Here is a 17,350-nt window from a genome sequence, read left to right on the forward strand (position 1 = left end):
GCGCTTGGCGGGGCGGCGGCCGGTGTCGGTGCCGGGGCGGTGCGGTTCTATCTCGCTGCCGTCGACGGGGTTGACCGTGAGGGAGAAGTCGCCCGCGGCCAGGGTGACGATGCGCGGGAGGGCCGTCGGGGTCCCCCCGGACGGCTCCGTCCGCTCGGTCGGCTGCCCCTGTGTACGGTCCATGACCAAGTCCCCCGATCGCGGGCCGTGCGCCTCGCCGTCGTACCGCCCGGCCGTCGCACACGCCGCTGTCGCCACTGGTCCGGTTTCCGCCCGAACCCTAGACCGTGGCCGGTCGTGCCGGAACCGCCGGGGTGCCTTCACCACCGGACCGTTACGTTTGCGCGGGACGGGAAACGGCGGCCCCGCGGATCACACCCGGGGCAGGGACTCCGCTTCCAGGCCGCCCTCGATCGCGAGGATGCGGTGGAGGCGGGTGGCGACGAGCAGCCGCTGCATCTGCGGCGGCACCCCGCGCAGGACGAGGCGGCGTCCGCTGCGGCCCGCCCGGCGGTGGGCGCCCATGATCACGCCGAGGCCGGTGGCGTCCCAGGAGTCGAGCGCGGTGAGGTCGAGCACGAGGTCGCCGTGGCCGTCGTCGAGGGCGGTGTGGAGGACCGTACGGGCGTCCGCCGCGCTGCGCACGTCGAGGCGGCCCCCGACAGCGAGTTCGGCGTGGTCGCCCCTGATGTGCATGTGTACTCCCGGCGGTACTGCGTACGTATGGTCCGACTGGTCCGTGGTCGGCAACTCTCACTGCAACTGACTGCCTTGCGGGCGGGGAAGTTGCCGACCGTGAGCGAACCGATACCTAATTCACTCCATGGGGTGAACGGCGTTCGAACGACCGCGCTCGGCGGCCCGCCGCGTCAGTGCGTGTAGAAGCCCTGGCCGCTCTTGCGGCCGATGTCGCCGGCGTCCACCATGCGGCGCATGAGCTCCGGCGGCGCGAACTTCTCGTCCTGCGACTCGGTGTAGATGTTGCTCGTGGCGTGGAGCAGGATGTCGACGCCGGTGAGGTCGGCGGTCGCGAGCGGGCCCATGGCGTGTCCGAAGCCGAGCTTGCAGGCGATGTCGATGTCCTCGGCCGAGGCGACGCCCGATTCGTAGAGCTTGGCGGCCTCGACGACCAGCGCGGAGATCAGACGGGTCGTCACGAAGCCGGCGACGTCGCGGTTGACGACGATGCAGGTCTTGCCGACGGACTCGGCGAACGCGCGCGTGGTGGTGAGGGTTTCGTCGCTCGTCTTGTAGCCGCGCACGAGCTCGCACAGCTGCATCATCGGGACGGGCGAGAAGAAGTGGGCGCCGACGACCCGCTCCGGGTGCGCCGTGGCGGCCGCGATCTTGGTGATCGGGATCGCGGAGGTGTTGGAGGCGAGGACGGCGTCCTCGCGCACGATCTTGTCGAGCGCGCGGAAGATCTCGTGCTTGATCTCGATCTTCTCGAAGACGGCCTCGACGACGATGTCCACGTCGGCGGCCGCGTCCAGGTCGGTGGTCGTGGTGATGCGCGCGAGTGCGGCCTCGGCGTCCTCGGCCGACAGCTTGCCCTTGGAGACGAATCTGTCGTACGAGGCCTTGATCCCGTCCGTGCCGCGGGTCAGTGCGGCGTCGGTGACATCGCGCAGCACGACGTCCCAACCCGCCTGAGCGGAGACCTGAGCGATCCCGGAACCCATCAGTCCGGCACCGATGACGGCGAGCTTCCCAGCCACTGCACACCCCTCGTTCTCAAAACGGCTCAGTCTCGTAGCCCTCTCCGGCGGAGACTAGCGTCCGGGCGGTGCCGTGTGACCTCGAAGTAACACGCGTCACGTCTCAGCTGACGGACATCACACCGGTACGGCCCAGCATCCCTGCACAGCCGCCCAGTTCACCCCGCCGCCGGGCCGCGGGCGGTGCCGGGGGCCGCCGGGGCGCCGTCCGGACACCGGGTGCGGGCCCGTGCGCGGCCTCATTACCCTGGCCGCATGGTGAACCTCACGCGCATCTACACCCGTACCGGCGACAAGGGCACGACCGCCCTCGGCGACATGAGCCGCACGGCAAAGACCGACTTGCGGATCTCGGCGTACGCCGACGCCAACGAGGCCAACGCGGCCCTCGGGACGGCGATCGCGCTGGGCGCGCTGCCCGAGGAGGTGGTGAAGGTCCTGGTGCGGGTGCAGAACGACCTCTTCGACGTCGGCGCCGACCTGTGCACGCCCGTGGTGGAAGACCCGCAGTACCCGCCGCTGCGCGTCGAGCAGTTCTACATCGACAAGCTGGAGGCGGACTGCGACCTGTTCCTGGAACAGGTGGAGAAGCTGCGCAGCTTCATCCTCCCCGGGGGCGCGCCCGGCGCCGCCCTGCTGCACCAGGCCTGCACGGTGGTCCGCCGGGCCGAGCGCTCGACGTGGGCGGCGCTGGAGGTGCACGGCGAGGTGATGAACCCGCTGACCGCCACCTACCTCAACCGCCTCTCCGACCTCCTGTTCATCCTGGCGCGGGTGGCCAACAAGGAGATCGGGGACGTGCTGTGGGTGCCGGGCGGCCAGCGCTGACACCGTGGCCGAAAAGGGTCCGCCGGGGCGCGCCGGCCGGCGCCGGCCGGGACTCAGCGTCGGGCCTGCGTCGGCGAGGGCTGCTCCCCGGCTCCGGCCGGGGCCCTTTTCGGCCAGACCGTGTACGCGACGGCGACCAGGGCGTGGATGCCGACCGCCCGCAGGGCCCCGAGCTGCCAGGCCCGGAGCGAGCTGACGTCGCCCGCCCCTCCGACGTACAGGACGGCCCCCTGGAGCAGGCCGAGCGCGACGGCGGCGCCGACCACCGTGCGGACCCACAGCTTCCACTCGTGGACGGCGCGCGCCCTCCCGTAGCCGGCGCCGGCCGGCTTGGGTCCGCCGGCCAGCCGGTGGGCGGCGTGGCCGTCGAGCCACTTCACCGTGTAGTGCCCGTAGGCGACGGTATAGCCCAGGTAGAGCGCGGCGAGGCCGTGCTTCCAGTCGGGCTCCGCGCCGTTCTTCAGGTCGAGGGTGGTGACGGCCAGCAGGACGAGTTCGAGCAGCGGCTCGCACAGCAGGACCGCCGCGCCCAGCCTGGGCATCCGGGCGAGGTAGCGCAGGGCCAGGCCGGCCGCCAGCAGCACCCAGAAGCCGACCTCACAGGCGATGATCAGCGCGACGATCACGGGGCTCTCCGTTCCGCTCGGTTCTCCGGGTCCCTCCCAGGCTCCCGCCCGATCGGGCCCGGAGCGTCGTCTGCGGTGACGAGAGCCGACTGCACCCTTCGATGTAGTCGGCTTCCGCCCGGATGCCGAGGCCGCCGGCCCCGCGGGCGTGTTGGATGGGACCGTGATGCCGAAGATCCCCCGCCCCCACCGCCACGACGTCCTCCTCGCCGCGGCCGGCGTGCTCGCGGGACTGGTGATGTGGTCGCTCGGCGTGTACGAGAGCGCCGGCCGGCGGGCCCTGCCCGCCTGGGCGGCGCTGGTTCCGCTGCTGGTCCTCGGCGCGCTGGAGCTGCTGCGGCGCTCGGCCCCCCGGGTGGCGCTGATCGTCGGCACGGCCGGGCTCGTCGCCAACGAGTTCACGGTGGGCAGCCTCGCCACCGTCCTGATCTTCACCGACCTGATGTACGCGGCCGTGGTCTACGGGACACCCGCCCTGGCCCGGCGGCTCCCGGTCGTCACCGGCCTGATCACCGTCGCCGTCACCATCGCCTCGGTGGCCTGGCTGCGCACCCCGCAGGCCCTGCTGATCGGTGTCGTCACCGGGCTGGTCAGCTTCGGCCCGGCCCTGACCGGGGCGACCCTGCGCAACCACCGCGAGGCCGCCGTGGCGGCCCGGTTGCGCGCCGGGCAGACGGCGCTGCTGGCCGAGATGGACCGCAGCCAGGCCGTCGCCGCCGAGCGCGCCCGGATGGCCCGGGAGCTGCACGACATGGTGGCCAACCACCTCTCCGCCATCGCCATCCACTCCACGGCCGCCCTGTCCATCGACACCGCCGAGACCAGTCGGCAGGCCCTCGGGGTGATCCGGGAGAACAGCGTCCAGGGCCTGGCCGAAATGCGCCGCCTGATCGGGCTGCTGCGGGATGCCGGGGCGGGGCAGGAGGCGGTCGCCACTCCCTCGCTCGACGGCCTGGACGCCCTGCTGGAGCAGGCCCGCGCCAACGGCTCGGCCAGCGGGCTGGACTTCGTACTGCGCGACGACCGGGCGCCCGGGGAGCCGCTGCCGGCCCCGGTGGAGCTGGCGGCGTACCGAATCCTCCAGGAGTCGCTGACCAACGCCCTCAAGCACGCGGCACCGGGCACCGTGTCGGTGCGCGTGGCCCGGGGGAACGGCCGGCTGAGCGTGGCGGTGGACTCGCCCTACGGCGAGCGGCACGGTCCGCGCGCCCCCGGCTCCGGGGCGGGGCTGATCGGGATGCGGGAGCGGACGGAGCTGCTGGGCGGACGGTTCACGGCGGGCCGGGCCGGCCCGGTGTGGCGGGTGCGGGCGCTGCTGCCCGCGGAGGAGAGGGGTGTGGAGGCATGAGCATCCGGGTGGTGGTGGCGGAGGACCAGAGCGCGGTCCGGGCCGGGCTGGTGCTGATCCTGGGCAGCGCCGGCGACATCGAGGTCGTGGGCGAGGCCGCGGACGGCGAGGAGGCGGTGCGCCTGGCCCGGGAACTGCGGCCGGACCTCGTCCTCATGGACGTGCAGATGCCGCGGCTCGACGGGGTGTCGGCGACGCGCCTGGTGGTGGCGGAGGGGCTGGCGGACGTGCTGGTCCTGACCACCTTCGACCTGGACGAGTACGTCTTCGGCGCTCTGCGGGCGGGGGCCTCGGGCTTCCTGCTGAAGAACGCGGAGGCCGCGGAGCTGATCGGGGCGGTACGGACGGTCGCCCGCGGGGAGGGCCTGATCTCCCCGGCGGTGACCAGGCGGCTGATCGCCGAGTTCGCGGCGCCGCGGGCCCGGCGGCCGGAGGTCGCCCCCGGGACGGCGGCCGCGGTGGCCTCGCTGACCCGCCGTGAGCGGCAGGTGCTGGGGTGCCTGGGCGAGGGGCTGTCGAACGCGGAGGTCGCGGTCCGGCTGGAGATGGCGGAGGGGACGGTGAAGACGCACGTCAGCAGGGTGCTGGGCAAGCTGGAGCTGCGCAGCCGGGTTCAAGCGGCGGTACTGGCGCAGGAGTTGGGGATCGGGAGTGACGGCGGAGCGGAGGTCTGGACCTCTTGACGGTTGGTCCAGACCTTTCTAGTCTCACGGCAACGACTGTGGTGAGCGTGCCATGACAAGCGTGCTCACGGGCGGCGCAGGTCCCACCCCCATGTCGGAGTCCCCACGGCTCCGGCGGACCTACGGAGGAACACCCTTGAGCACAGCACCCCCACGACGCATCCGATTCTTCAGAAGGCTGGCCGCCGTCGTGGCGGCCCTCGCCGTCCCCGTCAGCGGGCTCGTCGCCCTGGCGGGCCCCGCGCAGGCGGCGACCTCCGCGACCGCGACCTACACCAAGGTCTCCGACTGGGGCTCCGGCTTCGAGGGCAAGTGGACGGTGAAGAACACCGGCACCACCGCGCTCACCAGCTGGACCGTGGAGTGGGACTACCCGGCCGGCACCTCGGTCACCTCGGCCTGGGACGCGACCGTCACCGGCTCGGGCACCCATTGGACGGGCAAGAACCTCGGCTGGAACGGCTCCCTCTCCCCCGGCGCCAGCATCAGCTTCGGCTTCAACGGCGCCGGTCCGGGCGCCCCCTCCGGCTGCAAGGTCAACGGCGGCTCCTGTGACGGCGCCACCCAGCCCGGCGACAACCCGCCCTCCGCTCCCGGCGCCCCCACCGCCTCCGGCGTCACCGAGACCTCGCTGACCCTGGACTGGGCCGCCGCCACCGACGACAAGGGCGTCAAGAACTACGACGTCTACCGCGGCGGCACCAGGCTCGCGACGGTCACCGGCACCTCGTACCGGGACTCCGGCCTGACCAAGGGCACCTCGTACAGCTACACCGTGATCGCCCGCGATACCGCCGACCAGACCGGGCCCTCCTCCCCCGCCCTCTCCGTCACCACCCCCGGCGGCGGCACGGACCCCGGGGCGGGCGCCAAGGTCAAGCTCGGATACTTCACGAACTGGGGCGTCTACCAGCGCAACTACCACGTGAAGAACCTGGTCACCTCGGGCTCCGCCGCCAAGATCACGCACATCAACTACGCCTTCGGCAACGTCCAGGGCGGCAGGTGCACCATCGGCGACTCCTACGCGGACTACGACAAGGCGTACACCGCCGACCAGAGCGTCGACGGCAAGGCCGACACCTGGGACCAGCCGCTGCGCGGCAACTTCAACCAGCTGCGCAAGCTGAAGGCCCAGTACCCGAACATCAAGATCCTGTGGTCCTTCGGCGGCTGGACCTGGTCCGGCGGCTTCGGCCAGGCCGCCGCGAACCCGGCCGCCTTCGCCCAGTCCTGCTACGACCTGGTGGAGGACCCCCGCTGGGCCGACGTCTTCGACGGCATCGACCTCGACTGGGAGTACCCGAACGCCTGCGGCCTGACCTGCGACACCAGCGGCGCGGCCTCCCTGAAGAACCTGATGCAGGCGGTCCGGGGCAAGTTCGGCTCGAACAACCTGGTCACCGCGGCGATCTCCGCCGACGGCTCCAACGGCGGCAAGCTGGACGCGGCCGACTACGCCGGCGCGGCCCAGTACGTCGACTTCTACAACGTCATGACCTACGACTTCTTCGGCGCCTGGGCGGCCCAGGGCCCGACGGCCCCGCACTCCCCCCTGAACGCCTACCCGGGCATCCCGCAGGACGGCTTCAACTCCGAGGCCGCCATCACCAAGCTCAAGGGCAAGGGCATCGCCGGATCCAAGCTCAACCTCGGGATCGGCTTCTACGGGCGCGGCTGGACCGGCGTCACGCAGGCGGCCCCCGGCGGCACCGCCACCGGTCCGGCCCCCGGCACGTACGAGCAGGGCATCGAGGACTACAAGGTGCTCAAAACCAGCTGCCCGACCACCGGCACCGTCGCCGGCACGGCCTACGCCAAGTGCGGCAGCAACTGGTGGAGCTACGACACCCCCGCCACGGTCGCCTCGAAGATGACCTGGGCCAAGCAGCAGGGCCTCAAGGGGGCCTTCTTCTGGGAGTTCAGCGGGGACACCACCAACGGTGAACTCGCGAACGCGATCCACACCGGGCTCCAGTAAGCCCCGCTGAACGCGCCCGGTGACAGACGAAGCCGGGGAGACGGGTCCGCCCCCGTCTCCCCGGCTTCTCCATGGCGTACGGAACCGCGCTCAGGCCACGTTCACGCGCTGCCCGGGCGGCGCGGCCTCCAGCCAGGCGAGGAAACCGGTCAGGGCGTCGTCGCTCATCGCCAGCTCCAGGCGCGTCCCCTTGTGCACGGCGCCGAGCACGACGGCGTCGGACAGCAGCGCCAGCTCCTCCTCGCCCTCGGGCGCGCGGCGGGCGATGACCTCGATCGCGGACCGCTCCAGCATCCGGCGCGGACGGGGCGAGTAGCTGAAGACCCGGAACCAGTCGATCCGGTCACCGCTGTAGCGCGCGACCCCGTACACCCAGCCCTTGCCCGAGACGTCGGGCTCCTCGGAGACGCCCCAGCGCATGCTGCAGTCGAAGGTTCCGCCGGACCGCTGGATGAGTCTGCGGCGCAGGCCGAAGACAAACAGCCCGATCACCACCAGGGCTACGACCAGGCCGCTCACAAGCAGAGCGAGGAGCATCTTCACCGACCTCCTCGCTCATCGAGTACCGCTTGCGAAAAACGACCTGCATCGCCTCAGCCGCGACCCGGTCTGGAAAGTCCCAGAACGGACCGCGGCTGAGGTCCGCCGTGCTCCGGAGGTCGCCCTCCGGGGCACAGCCTTTCGAACTACGACGGGCGGTCAGCCCGTGACGGCGCGCAGACGGACATCCGCGCGACGCTCGGCGGCCGCATCGGCCTCCGACTTCGCGCGCTCCAGCGCCCGCTCCGCACGCTGGACGTCAATCTCGTCAGCGAGCTCGGCGATCTCGGCCAGCAGGGACAGCTTGTTGTCCGCGAACGAGATGAAACCGCCGTGCACCGCGGCGACGACAGTGTTGCCCTCGCTGGTGCGGATGGTCACAGGGCCCGATTCCAGCACACCGAGAAGCGGCTGGTGACCGGGCATGACGCCGATGTCGCCGGACGTGGTGCGGGCGACAACAAGGGTGGCCTCGCCGGACCAGACATTGCGGTCCGCCGCGACCAGCTCGACGTGCAGCTCAGCAGCCAAGGTGGCTCCTCGGGTCACCACCCGGCGGTTCGGCCGGGTGTTGGGTCAAATTCTAATGGGCGTGGGGAGAGGGACGGGACACACCCGCCCCTCTCCGTGGATCCGTCGGTCCGGATGCGCTCCTCGCGGAGCGCGCCGGATCAGGAGACGCCCAGCTCCTTGGCGTTCGCCTTCAGGTCCTCGATGCCACCGCACAGGAAGAACGCCTGCTCGGGGAAGTGGTCGTAGTCACCGTCGCAGATCGCGTTGAACGCGGTGATCGACTCCTCCAGCGGAACGTCCGAACCGTCGACGCCGGTGAACTGCTTGGCGACGTGCGTGTTCTGCGACAGGAAGCGCTCGACGCGACGGGCACGGTGGACGACGAGCTTGTCCTCCTCGCCCAGCTCGTCGATACCGAGGATCGCGATGATGTCCTGGAGGTCCTTGTACTTCTGGAGGATCCCCTTGACGCGCATCGCCGTGGCGTAGTGGTCCGCCGCGATGTACCGCGGGTCGAGGATGCGGGACGTCGAGTCCAGCGGGTCCACGGCCGGGTAGATGCCCTTCTCGGAGATCGGACGGGAGAGAACCGTCGTCGCGTCGAGGTGGGCGAAGGTGGTCGCCGGCGCCGGGTCGGTCAGGTCGTCCGCGGGGACGTAGATCGCCTGCATCGAGGTGATCGAGTGACCACGGGTCGAGGTGATGCGCTCCTGGAGGAGACCCATCTCGTCGGCCAGGTTCGGCTGGTAACCCACCGCGGAGGGCATGCGGCCGAGCAGGGTCGACACCTCGGAACCCGCCTGGGTGTACCGGAAGATGTTGTCGATGAAGAACAGCACGTCCTGCTTCTGCACATCGCGGAAGTACTCCGCCATGGTCAGACCGGCGAGCGCGACGCGCAGACGGGTGCCCGGGGGCTCGTCCATCTGGCCGAAGACGAGCGCCGTCTTGTCGATGACGCCGGAGTCGGCCATCTCCTCGATGAGGTCGTTGCCCTCACGGGTACGCTCACCGACGCCCGCGAAGACCGACACACCGTCGTGGTTGTTGGCGACGCGGTAGATCATTTCCTGGATCAGAACGGTCTTGCCGACACCGGCACCACCGAACAGACCGATCTTTCCACCCTTGACGTACGGGGTGAGGAGGTCGATGACCTTGACGCCGGTCTCGAACATCTCGGTCTTCGACTCGAGCTCGTCGAAGCGGGGCGCCTTGCGGTGGATGGGCCAGCGCTCGGTGACGTTGGCGTTCTCCTCCGGGTAGTTCAGCACCTCACCGAGGGTGTTGAACACCTTGCCCTTGGTGAAGTCACCGACGGGGACGGTGATGCCCTCGCCCGTGTCGGTCACCGGGGCCTGGCGGACCAGACCGTCGGTGGGCTGCATGGAGATGGTACGGACCACGCCGTCACCCAGGTGCTGGGCGACTTCGAGGGTCAGCGTCTTCAGCACGCCGTCCTGGGCCGGGTCGGCGACCTGGACCTTGAGCGCGTTGTAGATCTCGGGCATGGCGTCGACGGGGAACTCCACGTCGACGACCGGGCCGATGACCCGGGCGACGCGGCCCGTGGCGGCGGCCGTCTCAACAGTGGTCGTCATTACTTGTCACTCCCCGCGGTCGCGTCAGCCATGGCGCTGGCGCCACCGACGATCTCGCTGATTTCCTGGGTGATTTCGGCCTGGCGGGCCGCGTTGGCAAGCCGGGAGAGGCTCTTGATGAGGTCCCCGGCGTTGTCGGTCGCCGACTTCATCGCGCGGCGGCGGGCGGCGTGCTCGGAAGCGGCCGACTGCAGCAGTGCGTTGTAGATGCGGCTCTCGACGTAGCGCGGCAGAAGGGCGTCGAGGACGTCCTCCGCCGACGGCTCGAAGTCGAACAGCGGAAGGATCTCGCCCTTCGTACCGCTCTCCTCCACAGCCTGGTCGAGGCTGAGCGGCAGCATCCGGCCGTCGACCGCGTTCTGCGTCATCATCGACACGAATTCCGTGTAGACGATGTGCAGCTCGTCGACGCCGCCCTCGGCCGTCTCCGTCTGGATGGCCTCGATCAGCGGCTGCGCGACGCGCTTGGCGTCGGCGTAGGCCGGGCTGTCGGTGAAGCCGGTCCACGACTCCGCGACCTTGCGCTCGCGGAAGCCGAAGTAGGCCAGACCCTTGCGGCCGACGATGTACGTGTCGACCTCCTTGCCCTCGCCGCGGAGCCGCTCGGTGAGCCGCTCCGCCTGCTTGATGGCATTCGAGGAGTAGCCGCCGGCCAGACCGCGGTCGCTCGTGATGAGCAGGACCGCGGCGCGCACCGGCGCCTCGACCTCGGTGGTCAGGGCGTGCTTGGTGTTCGATCCGGTCGCCACCGCGGTCACCGCACGGGTGAGCTCGGTCGCGTACGGCATCGACGCCGCCACCTTGCGCTGCGCCTTGACGATGCGCGAGGCGGCGATCATCTCCATCGCCTTGGTGATCTTCTTGGTCGCCGTGACGGCACGGATGCGACGCTTGTAGACCCGGAGCTGCGCTCCCATGAGTCAGGTCCCTTCCGTCGTCACTTGGAGACGTTGACGGCCGGGGCGTCCTCGCCCAGAAGCTTGCCGTCCGAGGTCTCGAACTGCTGCTTGAACGCGGCGATGGCGTCGGCGATCGACGTCAGGGTGTCGTCCGACATCTTGCCGCCGTCCGCGATGGAGGTGAGGAGGTCCTTGCGCTCGCGGCGCAGGTGCTCCAGCAGCTCCGACTCGAAGCGACGGATGTCGTTGACCGGGACGTCGTCCATCTTGCCGGTGGTGCCGGCCCAGACGGAGACGACCTGCTCCTCGACGGGCATCGGCTGGTACTGGCCCTGCTTGAGCAGCTCGACCAGACGCTTGCCGCGCTCCAGCGAGGCCTTCGACGCGGCGTCCAGGTCGGAACCGAAGGCGGCGAACGCCTCCAGCTCACGGTACTGGGCGAGGTCCAGGCGCAGACGGCCGGAAACCTGCTTCATGGCCTTGTGCTGGGCGGAGCCACCGACGCGGGAGACCGAGATGCCGACGTTCAGCGCCGGGCGCTGGCCCGCGTTGAACAGGTCGGACTCCAGGAAGCACTGGCCGTCGGTGATGGAGATGACGTTGGTCGGGATGAACGCCGACACGTCGTTCGCCTTGGTCTCGACGATCGGCAGACCGGTCATCGAGCCGGCACCCATGTCGTCGGAGAGCTTCGCGCAGCGCTCCAGCAGACGGGAGTGCAGGTAGAAGACGTCGCCCGGGTAGGCCTCGCGGCCCGGCGGGCGGCGCAGCAGCAGCGACACGGCGCGGTAGGCGTCGGCCTGCTTCGACAGGTCGTCGAAGATGATCAGGACGTGCTTGCCGGCGTACATCCAGTGCTGGCCGATGGCGGACCCGGTGTACGGCGCCAGGTACTTGAAGCCGGCCGGGTCGGACGCCGGGGCGGCGACGATCGTCGTGTACTCGAGCGCGCCTGCGTCTTCCAGGGCGCCGCGAACGGACGCGATGGTCGAGCCCTTCTGGCCGATGGCGACGTAGATGCAGCGAACCTGCTTGTTCACGTCGCCCGAGCGCCAGTTGTCGCGCTGGTTGATGATCGTGTCGACGGCCAGAGCGGTCTTGCCGGTCTGACGGTCGCCGATGATCAGCTGACGCTGGCCGCGGCCGACCGGCACCATGGCGTCGATGGCCTTGTAGCCGGTCTGCATGGGCTCGTGGACCGACTTGCGGACCATGACGCCCGGGGCCTGCAGCTCGAGGGCGCGGCGGCCTTCGGTCGCGATCTCGCCGAGACCGTCGATCGGGTTGCCGAGCGGGTCGACGACACGGCCGAGGTAACCCTCGCCGACGCCTACCGAGAGCACCTCACCGGTGCGCTGCACCGGCTGGCCCTCCTCGATGCCGCTGAACTCGCCGAGGACGACCGCACCGATTTCGCGCTCGTCGAGGTTGAGGGCGAGACCGAGGGTGCCGTCCTCGAACTTCAGCAGCTCGTTCGCCATGGCGGAGGGCAGGCCCTCCACCTTTGCGATGCCGTCGCCGGCAACGCTGACCGTTCCGACCTCCTCGCGCGAGGCCGCGTCCGGCTGGTACGACTGGACGAAGTTCTCCAGTGCGTCCCGGATCTCCTCCGGCCGGATCGTGAGCTCCGCCATCTGGGTTCCCTGCTCTCCTTGTTGGGCCTGAAGCTTCTTGTGGGGTCTGGGGGCGACCCCCAGGAATCTTCTGCAAGTTCTGCACGGCCCAACCGGGCCGCTAGGAATGCTTTGTTCTTTTGGTGTTGGTCAGCCGGCCATGCGGCGGGTCGCCTCGGAGAGGCGGTCCGCGATGGTGCCGTCGATGACCTCGTCGCCGACCCGCACCACGATCCCGCCGAGGACCGTGGGGTCCACTTCGAGGTTCAGGTGCATCTGGCGGCCGTACAGCTTGGCCAGTACCGCGCCGAGACGCTGCTTCTGCACGTCGCTGAGCGGAACCGCGGTGGTCACGGTGGCGACCATGCGGTTGCGGCGCTCGGCGGCGAGCGTGGAAAGGGAGTCGAGTCCCGCTTCCAGGCTACGTCCACGCGGCTGTGTGACGAGCCGGATCACCAGGCGCTCGGTGACCGGGTTCGCCTTGCCGCCGAGCAGGCTGCGCAGCAGCGTGCTCTTGGCGGCGGTGGTGGCCGCACGGTCGGTCAGCGCCGCGCGCAGCTCGGTGCTCGAGGCGACGATCCGGCCGAAGCGGAAGACCTCGTCCTCGACGTCGTCGAGTGCGCCGCCCTGCTGGGCCGCGGTGAGGTCGGCGGTGGCCGCCAGTGCCTCGAGCGCGTCCACCAGGTCGCGGGACTGCGACCAGCGCGACCGGACCATGCCGGTCACCAGGTCGAGGGTTTCCCCGCCGACCTGTCCGCCCAGCAGGCGGCCGGCCAGCTCGGCCTTGGCCTCGCCGGACTGCGCCGGGTCCGTGATGACCCGACGCAGCGAGACCTCACGGTCGAGCAGCGCGGTGACGGCGGCCAGCTCACCGGCGAGCTTCGCCGCGTCGACGGACGTGTTGTCCGTCAGCGCGTCGAGACGCTCGCGTGCGGAGGCCAGCGCCTCGCGGCTCGCTCCGTTCATCGGGCGGCCTCGGCCTTCTCCTCGAGCTCGCTGAGGAAGCGGTCGATCGTGCGGCTCTGCCGGGCGTGGTCCTCGAGGGACTCGCCGACGAGCTTTCCGGCCAGGTCGGTGGCGAGCTTGCCCACGTCCTGGCGCAGCGCCTGAGAGGCGGCCTTGCGGTCGGCCTCGATCTGGGTGTGGCCGGCAGCGATGATCTCCTCACGCTGCCGCTGGCCCTCTGCGCGCAGTTCTTCCTTGAGCGCAGTGCCCTGCTCCAGCGCGTCCTGGCGCAGGCGCGCGGCCTCGTGCCGGGCTTCGGCGAGCTGGGCCTTGTACTGCTCCAGCACGCTCTGGGCCTCGGTCTGAGCGGCCTCAGCCTTCTCGATACCGCCCTCGATGGCCTCGCGGCGCTCGTCCAGAACCTTGTTGATGTTCGGGAGGAGCTTCTTCGCGAGGAAACCGAGGACGATGACGAAGGCGATCAGACCGATGACGAGCTCGGGGAGCGGCGGGATCAGAGGACTCTGAATTTCCTCGGCCGCGAGAACCATGAGGTTCACATCAGTGCCTTTCGTCTAGTGGGTGGTCGTGAATCCGAAGATCACACGCCGTAGACGAACGGCATGACCAGACCGATGAGGGCGAGCGCCTCACAGAAGGCGAAGCCGAGGATCTGGTTGGCGCGGATCAGACCGGCCGCCTCGGGCTGACGAGCAAGAGCCTGGGTGCCGTTACCGAAGATGATGCCGACGCCGACGCCGGGGCCGATGGCAGCGAGGCCGTAACCGATGGAGCCGAGGGAGCCGCTGACGGCAGCAAGGGTCTGGGACATGCCAGTTCTTCCTTCTCTTTCACGGACCGGTGGGGGTTGGCCACCGGACGAATAAGGGACTCAGGGAGCGAGGATCAGTGGTGCTCTGCGAGCGCGCCCTGAATGAAGCTGCAGGCCAGGAGTACGAAGACGTACGCCTGGACGGCCTGGATGAAGAGCTCGAACGCGGTCATCACCAGGACCATGACGAACGAGACGCCGGCGTAGGCGATCCCGATGCCGTTCAGCAGGTACCAGCTGGCGATCGTGAAGAGCAGCAGCAGGGTGTGACCGGCGAACATGTTCGCGAACAGTCGGACCGCGTGGGTGAAGGGGCGGACCAGGACGTTCGAGAAGAACTCGATGACCATGACCATCGGCAGGACCGGGCCGAGCGACTTGTCGTAGCCCGTGAGGTTCTTGAAGCCGCCGACGAAGCCGTGGCGCTTGAACGTCACGCTCATCCAGATCACGTACACGATGGCCGCGAGGCCCGCGGGGTACGCGATGATCGAGGTCACCGGGAACTGGGCCAGCGGAATGATGGACCAGAGGTTCAGGATCCAGACGAAGAAGAACAGCGAGACCATCAGGGGGACGTACTTCTCGCCCTCCTTCTTGCCCAGCGTCTCGTAGACGATGCCGCGGCGCACGAAGTCGTAGCCGGCCTCGGCGACCATCTGGAGCTTGCCCGGGACGACCTTCGGCTTGCGGAAGGCCAGCCAGAAGAAGCCGACGATGACGACCGTGCCGAGCAGGGCCAGCAGCATCGTCTTGTTGAAGTAGATGTTGCTGTCCGCGTCGCCGAAGATCGGCTCGAACAGGAACGAGTGCAGGCCGGGAGCCGGGAAGCCACAACCGTCGAAGATGTGGCAGTCGGTCTCGAAGGCGAGCACCGTCGTCGGGTCAGCACTCACCGCGGGCTCCTTCAGCGTGGCGCATAGGTACGGCAACCTCGTTGTGTCGGCGCGGCGCACAGCCGCTGTTCGGCACTGGACTGGTGTTTCGGATGTGGGGGCGACGGTCAGGCTTTGAGCCTCGCGATGGAACAGGCGTCAGCTCAGATGCCCGCGCCCGCAGTGCCGCAGATGGCACTGGACGATAGCAGGATCCCGACCACGCACTTATGCCGCCCCTACCCCTCACGTCTTCGGTCCCGGATTGTCGGGCTTTTCGCCCTTCATCGAGTCCGGTTCGACGTAGAGGATCTTGGCCTTCATATGAGCACGCGCCTGTGCGCCGATCCACACCAGGGTGGTGGCGACGAGCGTGAGGGCGAAGGCCTTGGGATTGAACAGCGTCGTGTTCTTGAACGTTGCGACAAAAACGAAGAGCAGCAGGATCTGGGCCGTGTAGAGCATGAGCCCCATGGCCTGGAAGAGATGCGGCAACGATTTCGCAGTGCGCTGCAGAACGATGAATCCGATGCCCATGAACAGGATCACGACCAGCGTCGCGACGACGGCTCCGACAGCACCCTTGCCGCCGGCGACCAACGCGCTGATACCGGCGGCAACAGCACCGGCGACAGCCGTGGGTACGGCAGCTTGCAGGAGGAGTCGGACGTCATCTGACCGCATGGCGGTTTGCTCCGCGTGGTGGTGGGGGCAAGGGACTCGTACGGGACGAGCGTAAGCCCGGTCCGGGTGAGGACCTGGGGCCAATGGACCGTCGCACTACGGTCCTTCGGCTCTGTCGCCGGGTTTAGTGAACGGTATCACAAAGTATTTGATGAGAGCTTTACCCGCAGGGTGTGCTCACTGTCACACATGAGAGTGACCCTGCGCGTGTGTGCAGGCCAGAGCGGCAGGTTGTCTGGTAAAGGGACTTCATGTCCGACATGCGCCTCGCACGTCACCGGGCGGACTCGGCCTTGCGCCGGTCGGGCAGGCGCGAACGGGGGCCTACGGCGGTCGCCCCGTTGACGCCGGAGACACCCGCCGCGATCGGCCTGGCCGGCTCCGGCTCCCGGCCCGAGGCGTCGAGCGCAGCCGCCTCCGCGGCGCGCTCCGCGTGCCGGTAGCGGGGCGGCACCAGACCCTCCGCCCAGCGCGGCGCACGCGGGGTGAAGCGGGGCAGGAGCAGCAGGATCAGGCCCACCGCGCTCAGCGCCGCGATCGCCAGCACGATCCACATCGAGGCGGAGTGCACCGAGTACGCCACCGCGCCGAAGGCGATCAGCCCCGACCAGAAGTACATGATCAGGACCGCGCGGCTGTGCGAGTGCCCGAGCTCCAGCAGCCGGTGGTGCAGGTGCCCGCGGTCGGCCGCGAAGGGGGACTGCCCCTTCCACGTGCGCCGCACGATGGCCAGCACCAGGTCCGCCATCGGGATCGCGATGATCGTGAGCGGCAGCAGCAGCGGGATGAAGACCGGGAGCATCGCGTGCGTGGCATTGCGCTCACCACCCGCGAAGAGGGCCATCGCGTCGGGGTCGACCTGTCCGGTGATCGAGATCGCCGATCCGGCCAGGACCAGGCCGATGAGCATCGACCCGGAGTCGCCCATGAAGATCCGGGCGGGATGCATGTTGTGCGGCAGGAAGCCGAGGCACATGCCCATCAGGATCGCGGCGAAGAGGGTCGCGGGGGCCGCCGCCTCGATCCCGTAGCCGAACCAGATCCGGTAGGCGTAGAGGAAGAAGGCGCAGGCGGCGATGCAGACCGTGCCGGCGGCGAGGCCGTCCAGGCCGTCCACGAAGTTCACCGCGTTGATGGTGATCACCACGAGGGCGACGGTGAGCAGGTTGCCCTGCCACTGGGTGAGCGCGACCGTCCCGATGCCCGGGACCGGGATCCACAGGATGGTCAGGCCCTGCATCACCATCACGCCGGCGGAGATCATCTGGGCGCCGAGCTTGATCAGGGCGTCGATCTCGAACTTGTCGTCCAGCACGCCGACCAGCCAGATCAGCGCCGCCCCGGAGAGCAGCGCCCGCGGTTCGTTCGACAGCTCGAAGACGCCGTTGAGGTTCCGCAGGTGGTCCGCGACCAGGAGTCCCGCGCACAGTCCGCCGAACATGGCGATGCCGCCCAGCCGCGGTGTGGGCTCGCGGTGCACGTCGCGGGCGCGGATCTCCGGCATGGCCCCGGCCGCGATCGCGAACTTCCGCACGGGCCCGGTCAGCAGGTAGGTCACCGCGACCGTGACGCATAGCGTCAGCAGATATTCACGCACGGGCTGCCCCAGATGTGTCGCCGGCCATCTCAGCCCCACACATTAGCTGCGATGTTCCCTCTCCCTT

General features: G+C 69.5%; 19 protein-coding genes. 4 read left to right on the forward strand and 15 right to left on the reverse strand.

Annotation, left to right across the window (positions count from 1 at the left end):
• The 3 genes from ACFWU6_RS23000 to ACFWU6_RS23010 form a co-directional block, all read right to left on the reverse strand.
• On the reverse strand, nt 1–183 hold a 183-nt coding region (locus ACFWU6_RS23000), incomplete at its 3' end, for a hypothetical protein (protein ID WP_383982815.1).
• A 189-nt stretch (nt 184–372) separates the two neighbouring features.
• Nucleotides 373–696 carry an STAS domain-containing protein gene (locus tag ACFWU6_RS23005; protein WP_383803546.1) on the reverse strand — a complete coding sequence of 108 codons (324 nt, stop codon included), beginning with the start codon at nt 694–696 and terminating at the stop codon, nt 373–375.
• Nucleotides 697–869: 173 nt separating this feature from the next.
• Entirely contained in the window at nt 870–1,718 is an 849-nt protein-coding gene (locus ACFWU6_RS23010) for a 3-hydroxyacyl-CoA dehydrogenase family protein (RefSeq protein ID WP_383982817.1), read from the reverse strand.
• Nucleotides 1,719–1,973: 255 nt separating this feature from the next.
• Between ACFWU6_RS23010 and ACFWU6_RS23015 the strand changes: the two genes are divergently transcribed.
• A complete protein-coding gene (locus ACFWU6_RS23015) occupies nt 1,974–2,546 on the forward strand; it encodes a cob(I)yrinic acid a,c-diamide adenosyltransferase (RefSeq protein ID WP_383982819.1) in 573 nt (190 codons plus the stop codon).
• 53 nt (nt 2,547–2,599) lie between these two features.
• Here ACFWU6_RS23015 and ACFWU6_RS23020 read toward each other — a convergent pair whose 3' ends face one another.
• Nucleotides 2,600–3,172 (reverse strand): hypothetical protein, encoded by a 573-nt coding sequence (locus ACFWU6_RS23020; protein WP_383982821.1) that lies wholly within the window; start codon nt 3,170–3,172, stop codon nt 2,600–2,602.
• A gap of 166 nt (nt 3,173–3,338) precedes the next feature.
• On the opposite strand from ACFWU6_RS23020, the gene ACFWU6_RS23025 reads away from it, so the two are divergent.
• The 3 genes from ACFWU6_RS23025 (at nt 3,339) to ACFWU6_RS23035 (ending at nt 7,184) form a co-directional block, all read left to right on the forward strand.
• Nucleotides 3,339–4,520, forward strand: a complete 1,182-nt coding sequence (locus ACFWU6_RS23025) for a sensor histidine kinase (protein ID WP_383803554.1) — start codon at nt 3,339–3,341, stop codon at nt 4,518–4,520.
• On the forward strand, nt 4,517–5,203 hold the full coding sequence (locus tag ACFWU6_RS23030) for a response regulator (RefSeq protein WP_383803556.1): 687 nt from the start codon (nt 4,517–4,519) through the stop codon (nt 5,201–5,203). Before ACFWU6_RS23025 ends, ACFWU6_RS23030 begins: the two co-directional genes overlap by 4 nt.
• Before the next feature lie 91 nt (nt 5,204–5,294).
• On the forward strand, nt 5,295–7,184 hold the full coding sequence (locus ACFWU6_RS23035) for a glycosyl hydrolase family 18 protein (protein WP_383982823.1): 1,890 nt from the start codon (nt 5,295–5,297) through the stop codon (nt 7,182–7,184).
• A gap of 90 nt (nt 7,185–7,274) precedes the next feature.
• On the opposite strand, the gene ACFWU6_RS23040 is transcribed toward ACFWU6_RS23035, so the two are convergent.
• The 11 genes from ACFWU6_RS23040 to ACFWU6_RS23090 all read right to left on the reverse strand — a co-directional run bounded on the left by ACFWU6_RS23040 (nt 7,275) and on the right by ACFWU6_RS23090 (nt 17,283).
• Nucleotides 7,275–7,721 (reverse strand): DUF2550 domain-containing protein, encoded by a 447-nt coding sequence (locus tag ACFWU6_RS23040; RefSeq protein ID WP_383803560.1) that lies wholly within the window; start codon nt 7,719–7,721, stop codon nt 7,275–7,277.
• Between the two features lie 162 nt (nt 7,722–7,883).
• Entirely contained in the window at nt 7,884–8,255 is a 372-nt protein-coding gene (locus ACFWU6_RS23045) for a F0F1 ATP synthase subunit epsilon (protein ID WP_030386948.1), read from the reverse strand.
• A 140-nt stretch (nt 8,256–8,395) separates the two neighbouring features.
• Entirely contained in the window at nt 8,396–9,838 is a 1,443-nt protein-coding gene (gene atpD / locus ACFWU6_RS23050; protein ID WP_383803562.1) for a F0F1 ATP synthase subunit beta, read from the reverse strand.
• Nucleotides 9,838–10,755, reverse strand: coding sequence for a F0F1 ATP synthase subunit gamma (locus ACFWU6_RS23055; protein WP_383803564.1), 918 nt, complete (start codon nt 10,753–10,755; stop codon nt 9,838–9,840). Before ACFWU6_RS23055 ends, atpD begins: the two co-directional genes overlap by 1 nt.
• 20 nt (nt 10,756–10,775) lie before the next feature.
• Nucleotides 10,776–12,371 carry a F0F1 ATP synthase subunit alpha gene (gene atpA, locus ACFWU6_RS23060; RefSeq protein WP_329379198.1) on the reverse strand — a complete coding sequence of 532 codons (1,596 nt, stop codon included), beginning with the start codon at nt 12,369–12,371 and terminating at the stop codon, nt 10,776–10,778.
• A 129-nt stretch (nt 12,372–12,500) separates the two neighbouring features.
• Nucleotides 12,501–13,316: a F0F1 ATP synthase subunit delta gene (locus ACFWU6_RS23065; protein WP_383803568.1), complete on the reverse strand. Its 816-nt coding sequence runs from the start codon at nt 13,314–13,316 to the stop codon at nt 12,501–12,503.
• A complete protein-coding gene (locus ACFWU6_RS23070; protein ID WP_383982853.1) occupies nt 13,313–13,846 on the reverse strand; it encodes a F0F1 ATP synthase subunit B in 534 nt (177 codons plus the stop codon). The genes ACFWU6_RS23065 and ACFWU6_RS23070 overlap by 4 nt, the downstream gene beginning before the upstream one ends.
• Before the next feature lie 50 nt (nt 13,847–13,896).
• Nucleotides 13,897–14,127 carry an ATP synthase F0 subunit C gene (atpE, locus tag ACFWU6_RS23075; protein ID WP_031039373.1) on the reverse strand — a complete coding sequence of 77 codons (231 nt, stop codon included), beginning with the start codon at nt 14,125–14,127 and terminating at the stop codon, nt 13,897–13,899.
• A 74-nt stretch (nt 14,128–14,201) separates the two neighbouring features.
• Complete coding sequence (gene atpB, locus ACFWU6_RS23080) at nt 14,202–15,038, reverse strand: F0F1 ATP synthase subunit A (protein ID WP_383803652.1); 837 nt, start codon at nt 15,036–15,038, stop codon at nt 14,202–14,204.
• Nucleotides 15,039–15,248: 210 nt separating this feature from the next.
• Nucleotides 15,249–15,686 (reverse strand): hypothetical protein, encoded by a 438-nt coding sequence (locus ACFWU6_RS23085; protein ID WP_383803572.1) that lies wholly within the window; start codon nt 15,684–15,686, stop codon nt 15,249–15,251.
• Between the two features lie 274 nt (nt 15,687–15,960).
• On the reverse strand, nt 15,961–17,283 hold the full coding sequence (locus ACFWU6_RS23090) for an MraY family glycosyltransferase (protein WP_383803574.1): 1,323 nt from the start codon (nt 17,281–17,283) through the stop codon (nt 15,961–15,963).
• Nucleotides 17,284–17,350 lie beyond the last annotated feature (67 nt).

It is taken from the genome of Streptomyces sp. NPDC058674 (assembly GCF_042716505.1).
Classification (GTDB): Bacteria; Actinomycetota; Actinomycetes; order Streptomycetales; family Streptomycetaceae; genus Streptomyces.

Bases quoted from the DNA above. Each gene is read 5' to 3' on its own strand.
- ACFWU6_RS23005 (WP_383803546.1), bottom strand. From the start codon at position 696: ATGCACATCAGGGGCGACCACGCCGAACTCGCTGTCGGGGGCCGCCTC.
- ACFWU6_RS23015 (WP_383982819.1), top strand. From the start codon at position 1,974: ATGGTGAACCTCACGCGCATCTACACCCGTACCGGCGACAAGGGCACG.
- ACFWU6_RS23040 (WP_383803560.1), bottom strand. From the start codon at position 7,721: ATGCTCCTCGCTCTGCTTGTGAGCGGCCTGGTCGTAGCCCTGGTGGTG.
- ACFWU6_RS23035 (WP_383982823.1), top strand. From the start codon at position 5,295: ATGTCGGAGTCCCCACGGCTCCGGCGGACCTACGGAGGAACACCCTTG.
- atpD (WP_383803562.1), bottom strand. From the start codon at position 9,838: ATGACGACCACTGTTGAGACGGCCGCCGCCACGGGCCGCGTCGCCCGG.
- ACFWU6_RS23085 (WP_383803572.1), bottom strand. From the start codon at position 15,686: ATGCGGTCAGATGACGTCCGACTCCTCCTGCAAGCTGCCGTACCCACG.
- ACFWU6_RS23025 (WP_383803554.1), top strand. From the start codon at position 3,339: ATGCCGAAGATCCCCCGCCCCCACCGCCACGACGTCCTCCTCGCCGCG.
- ACFWU6_RS23070 (WP_383982853.1), bottom strand. From the start codon at position 13,846: ATGGTTCTCGCGGCCGAGGAAATTCAGAGTCCTCTGATCCCGCCGCTC.
- ACFWU6_RS23030 (WP_383803556.1), top strand. From the start codon at position 4,517: ATGAGCATCCGGGTGGTGGTGGCGGAGGACCAGAGCGCGGTCCGGGCC.
- atpE (WP_031039373.1), bottom strand. From the start codon at position 14,127: ATGTCCCAGACCCTTGCTGCCGTCAGCGGCTCCCTCGGCTCCATCGGT.
- ACFWU6_RS23065 (WP_383803568.1), bottom strand. From the start codon at position 13,316: ATGAACGGAGCGAGCCGCGAGGCGCTGGCCTCCGCACGCGAGCGTCTC.
- ACFWU6_RS23055 (WP_383803564.1), bottom strand. From the start codon at position 10,755: ATGGGAGCGCAGCTCCGGGTCTACAAGCGTCGCATCCGTGCCGTCACG.
- atpA (WP_329379198.1), bottom strand. From the start codon at position 12,371: ATGGCGGAGCTCACGATCCGGCCGGAGGAGATCCGGGACGCACTGGAG.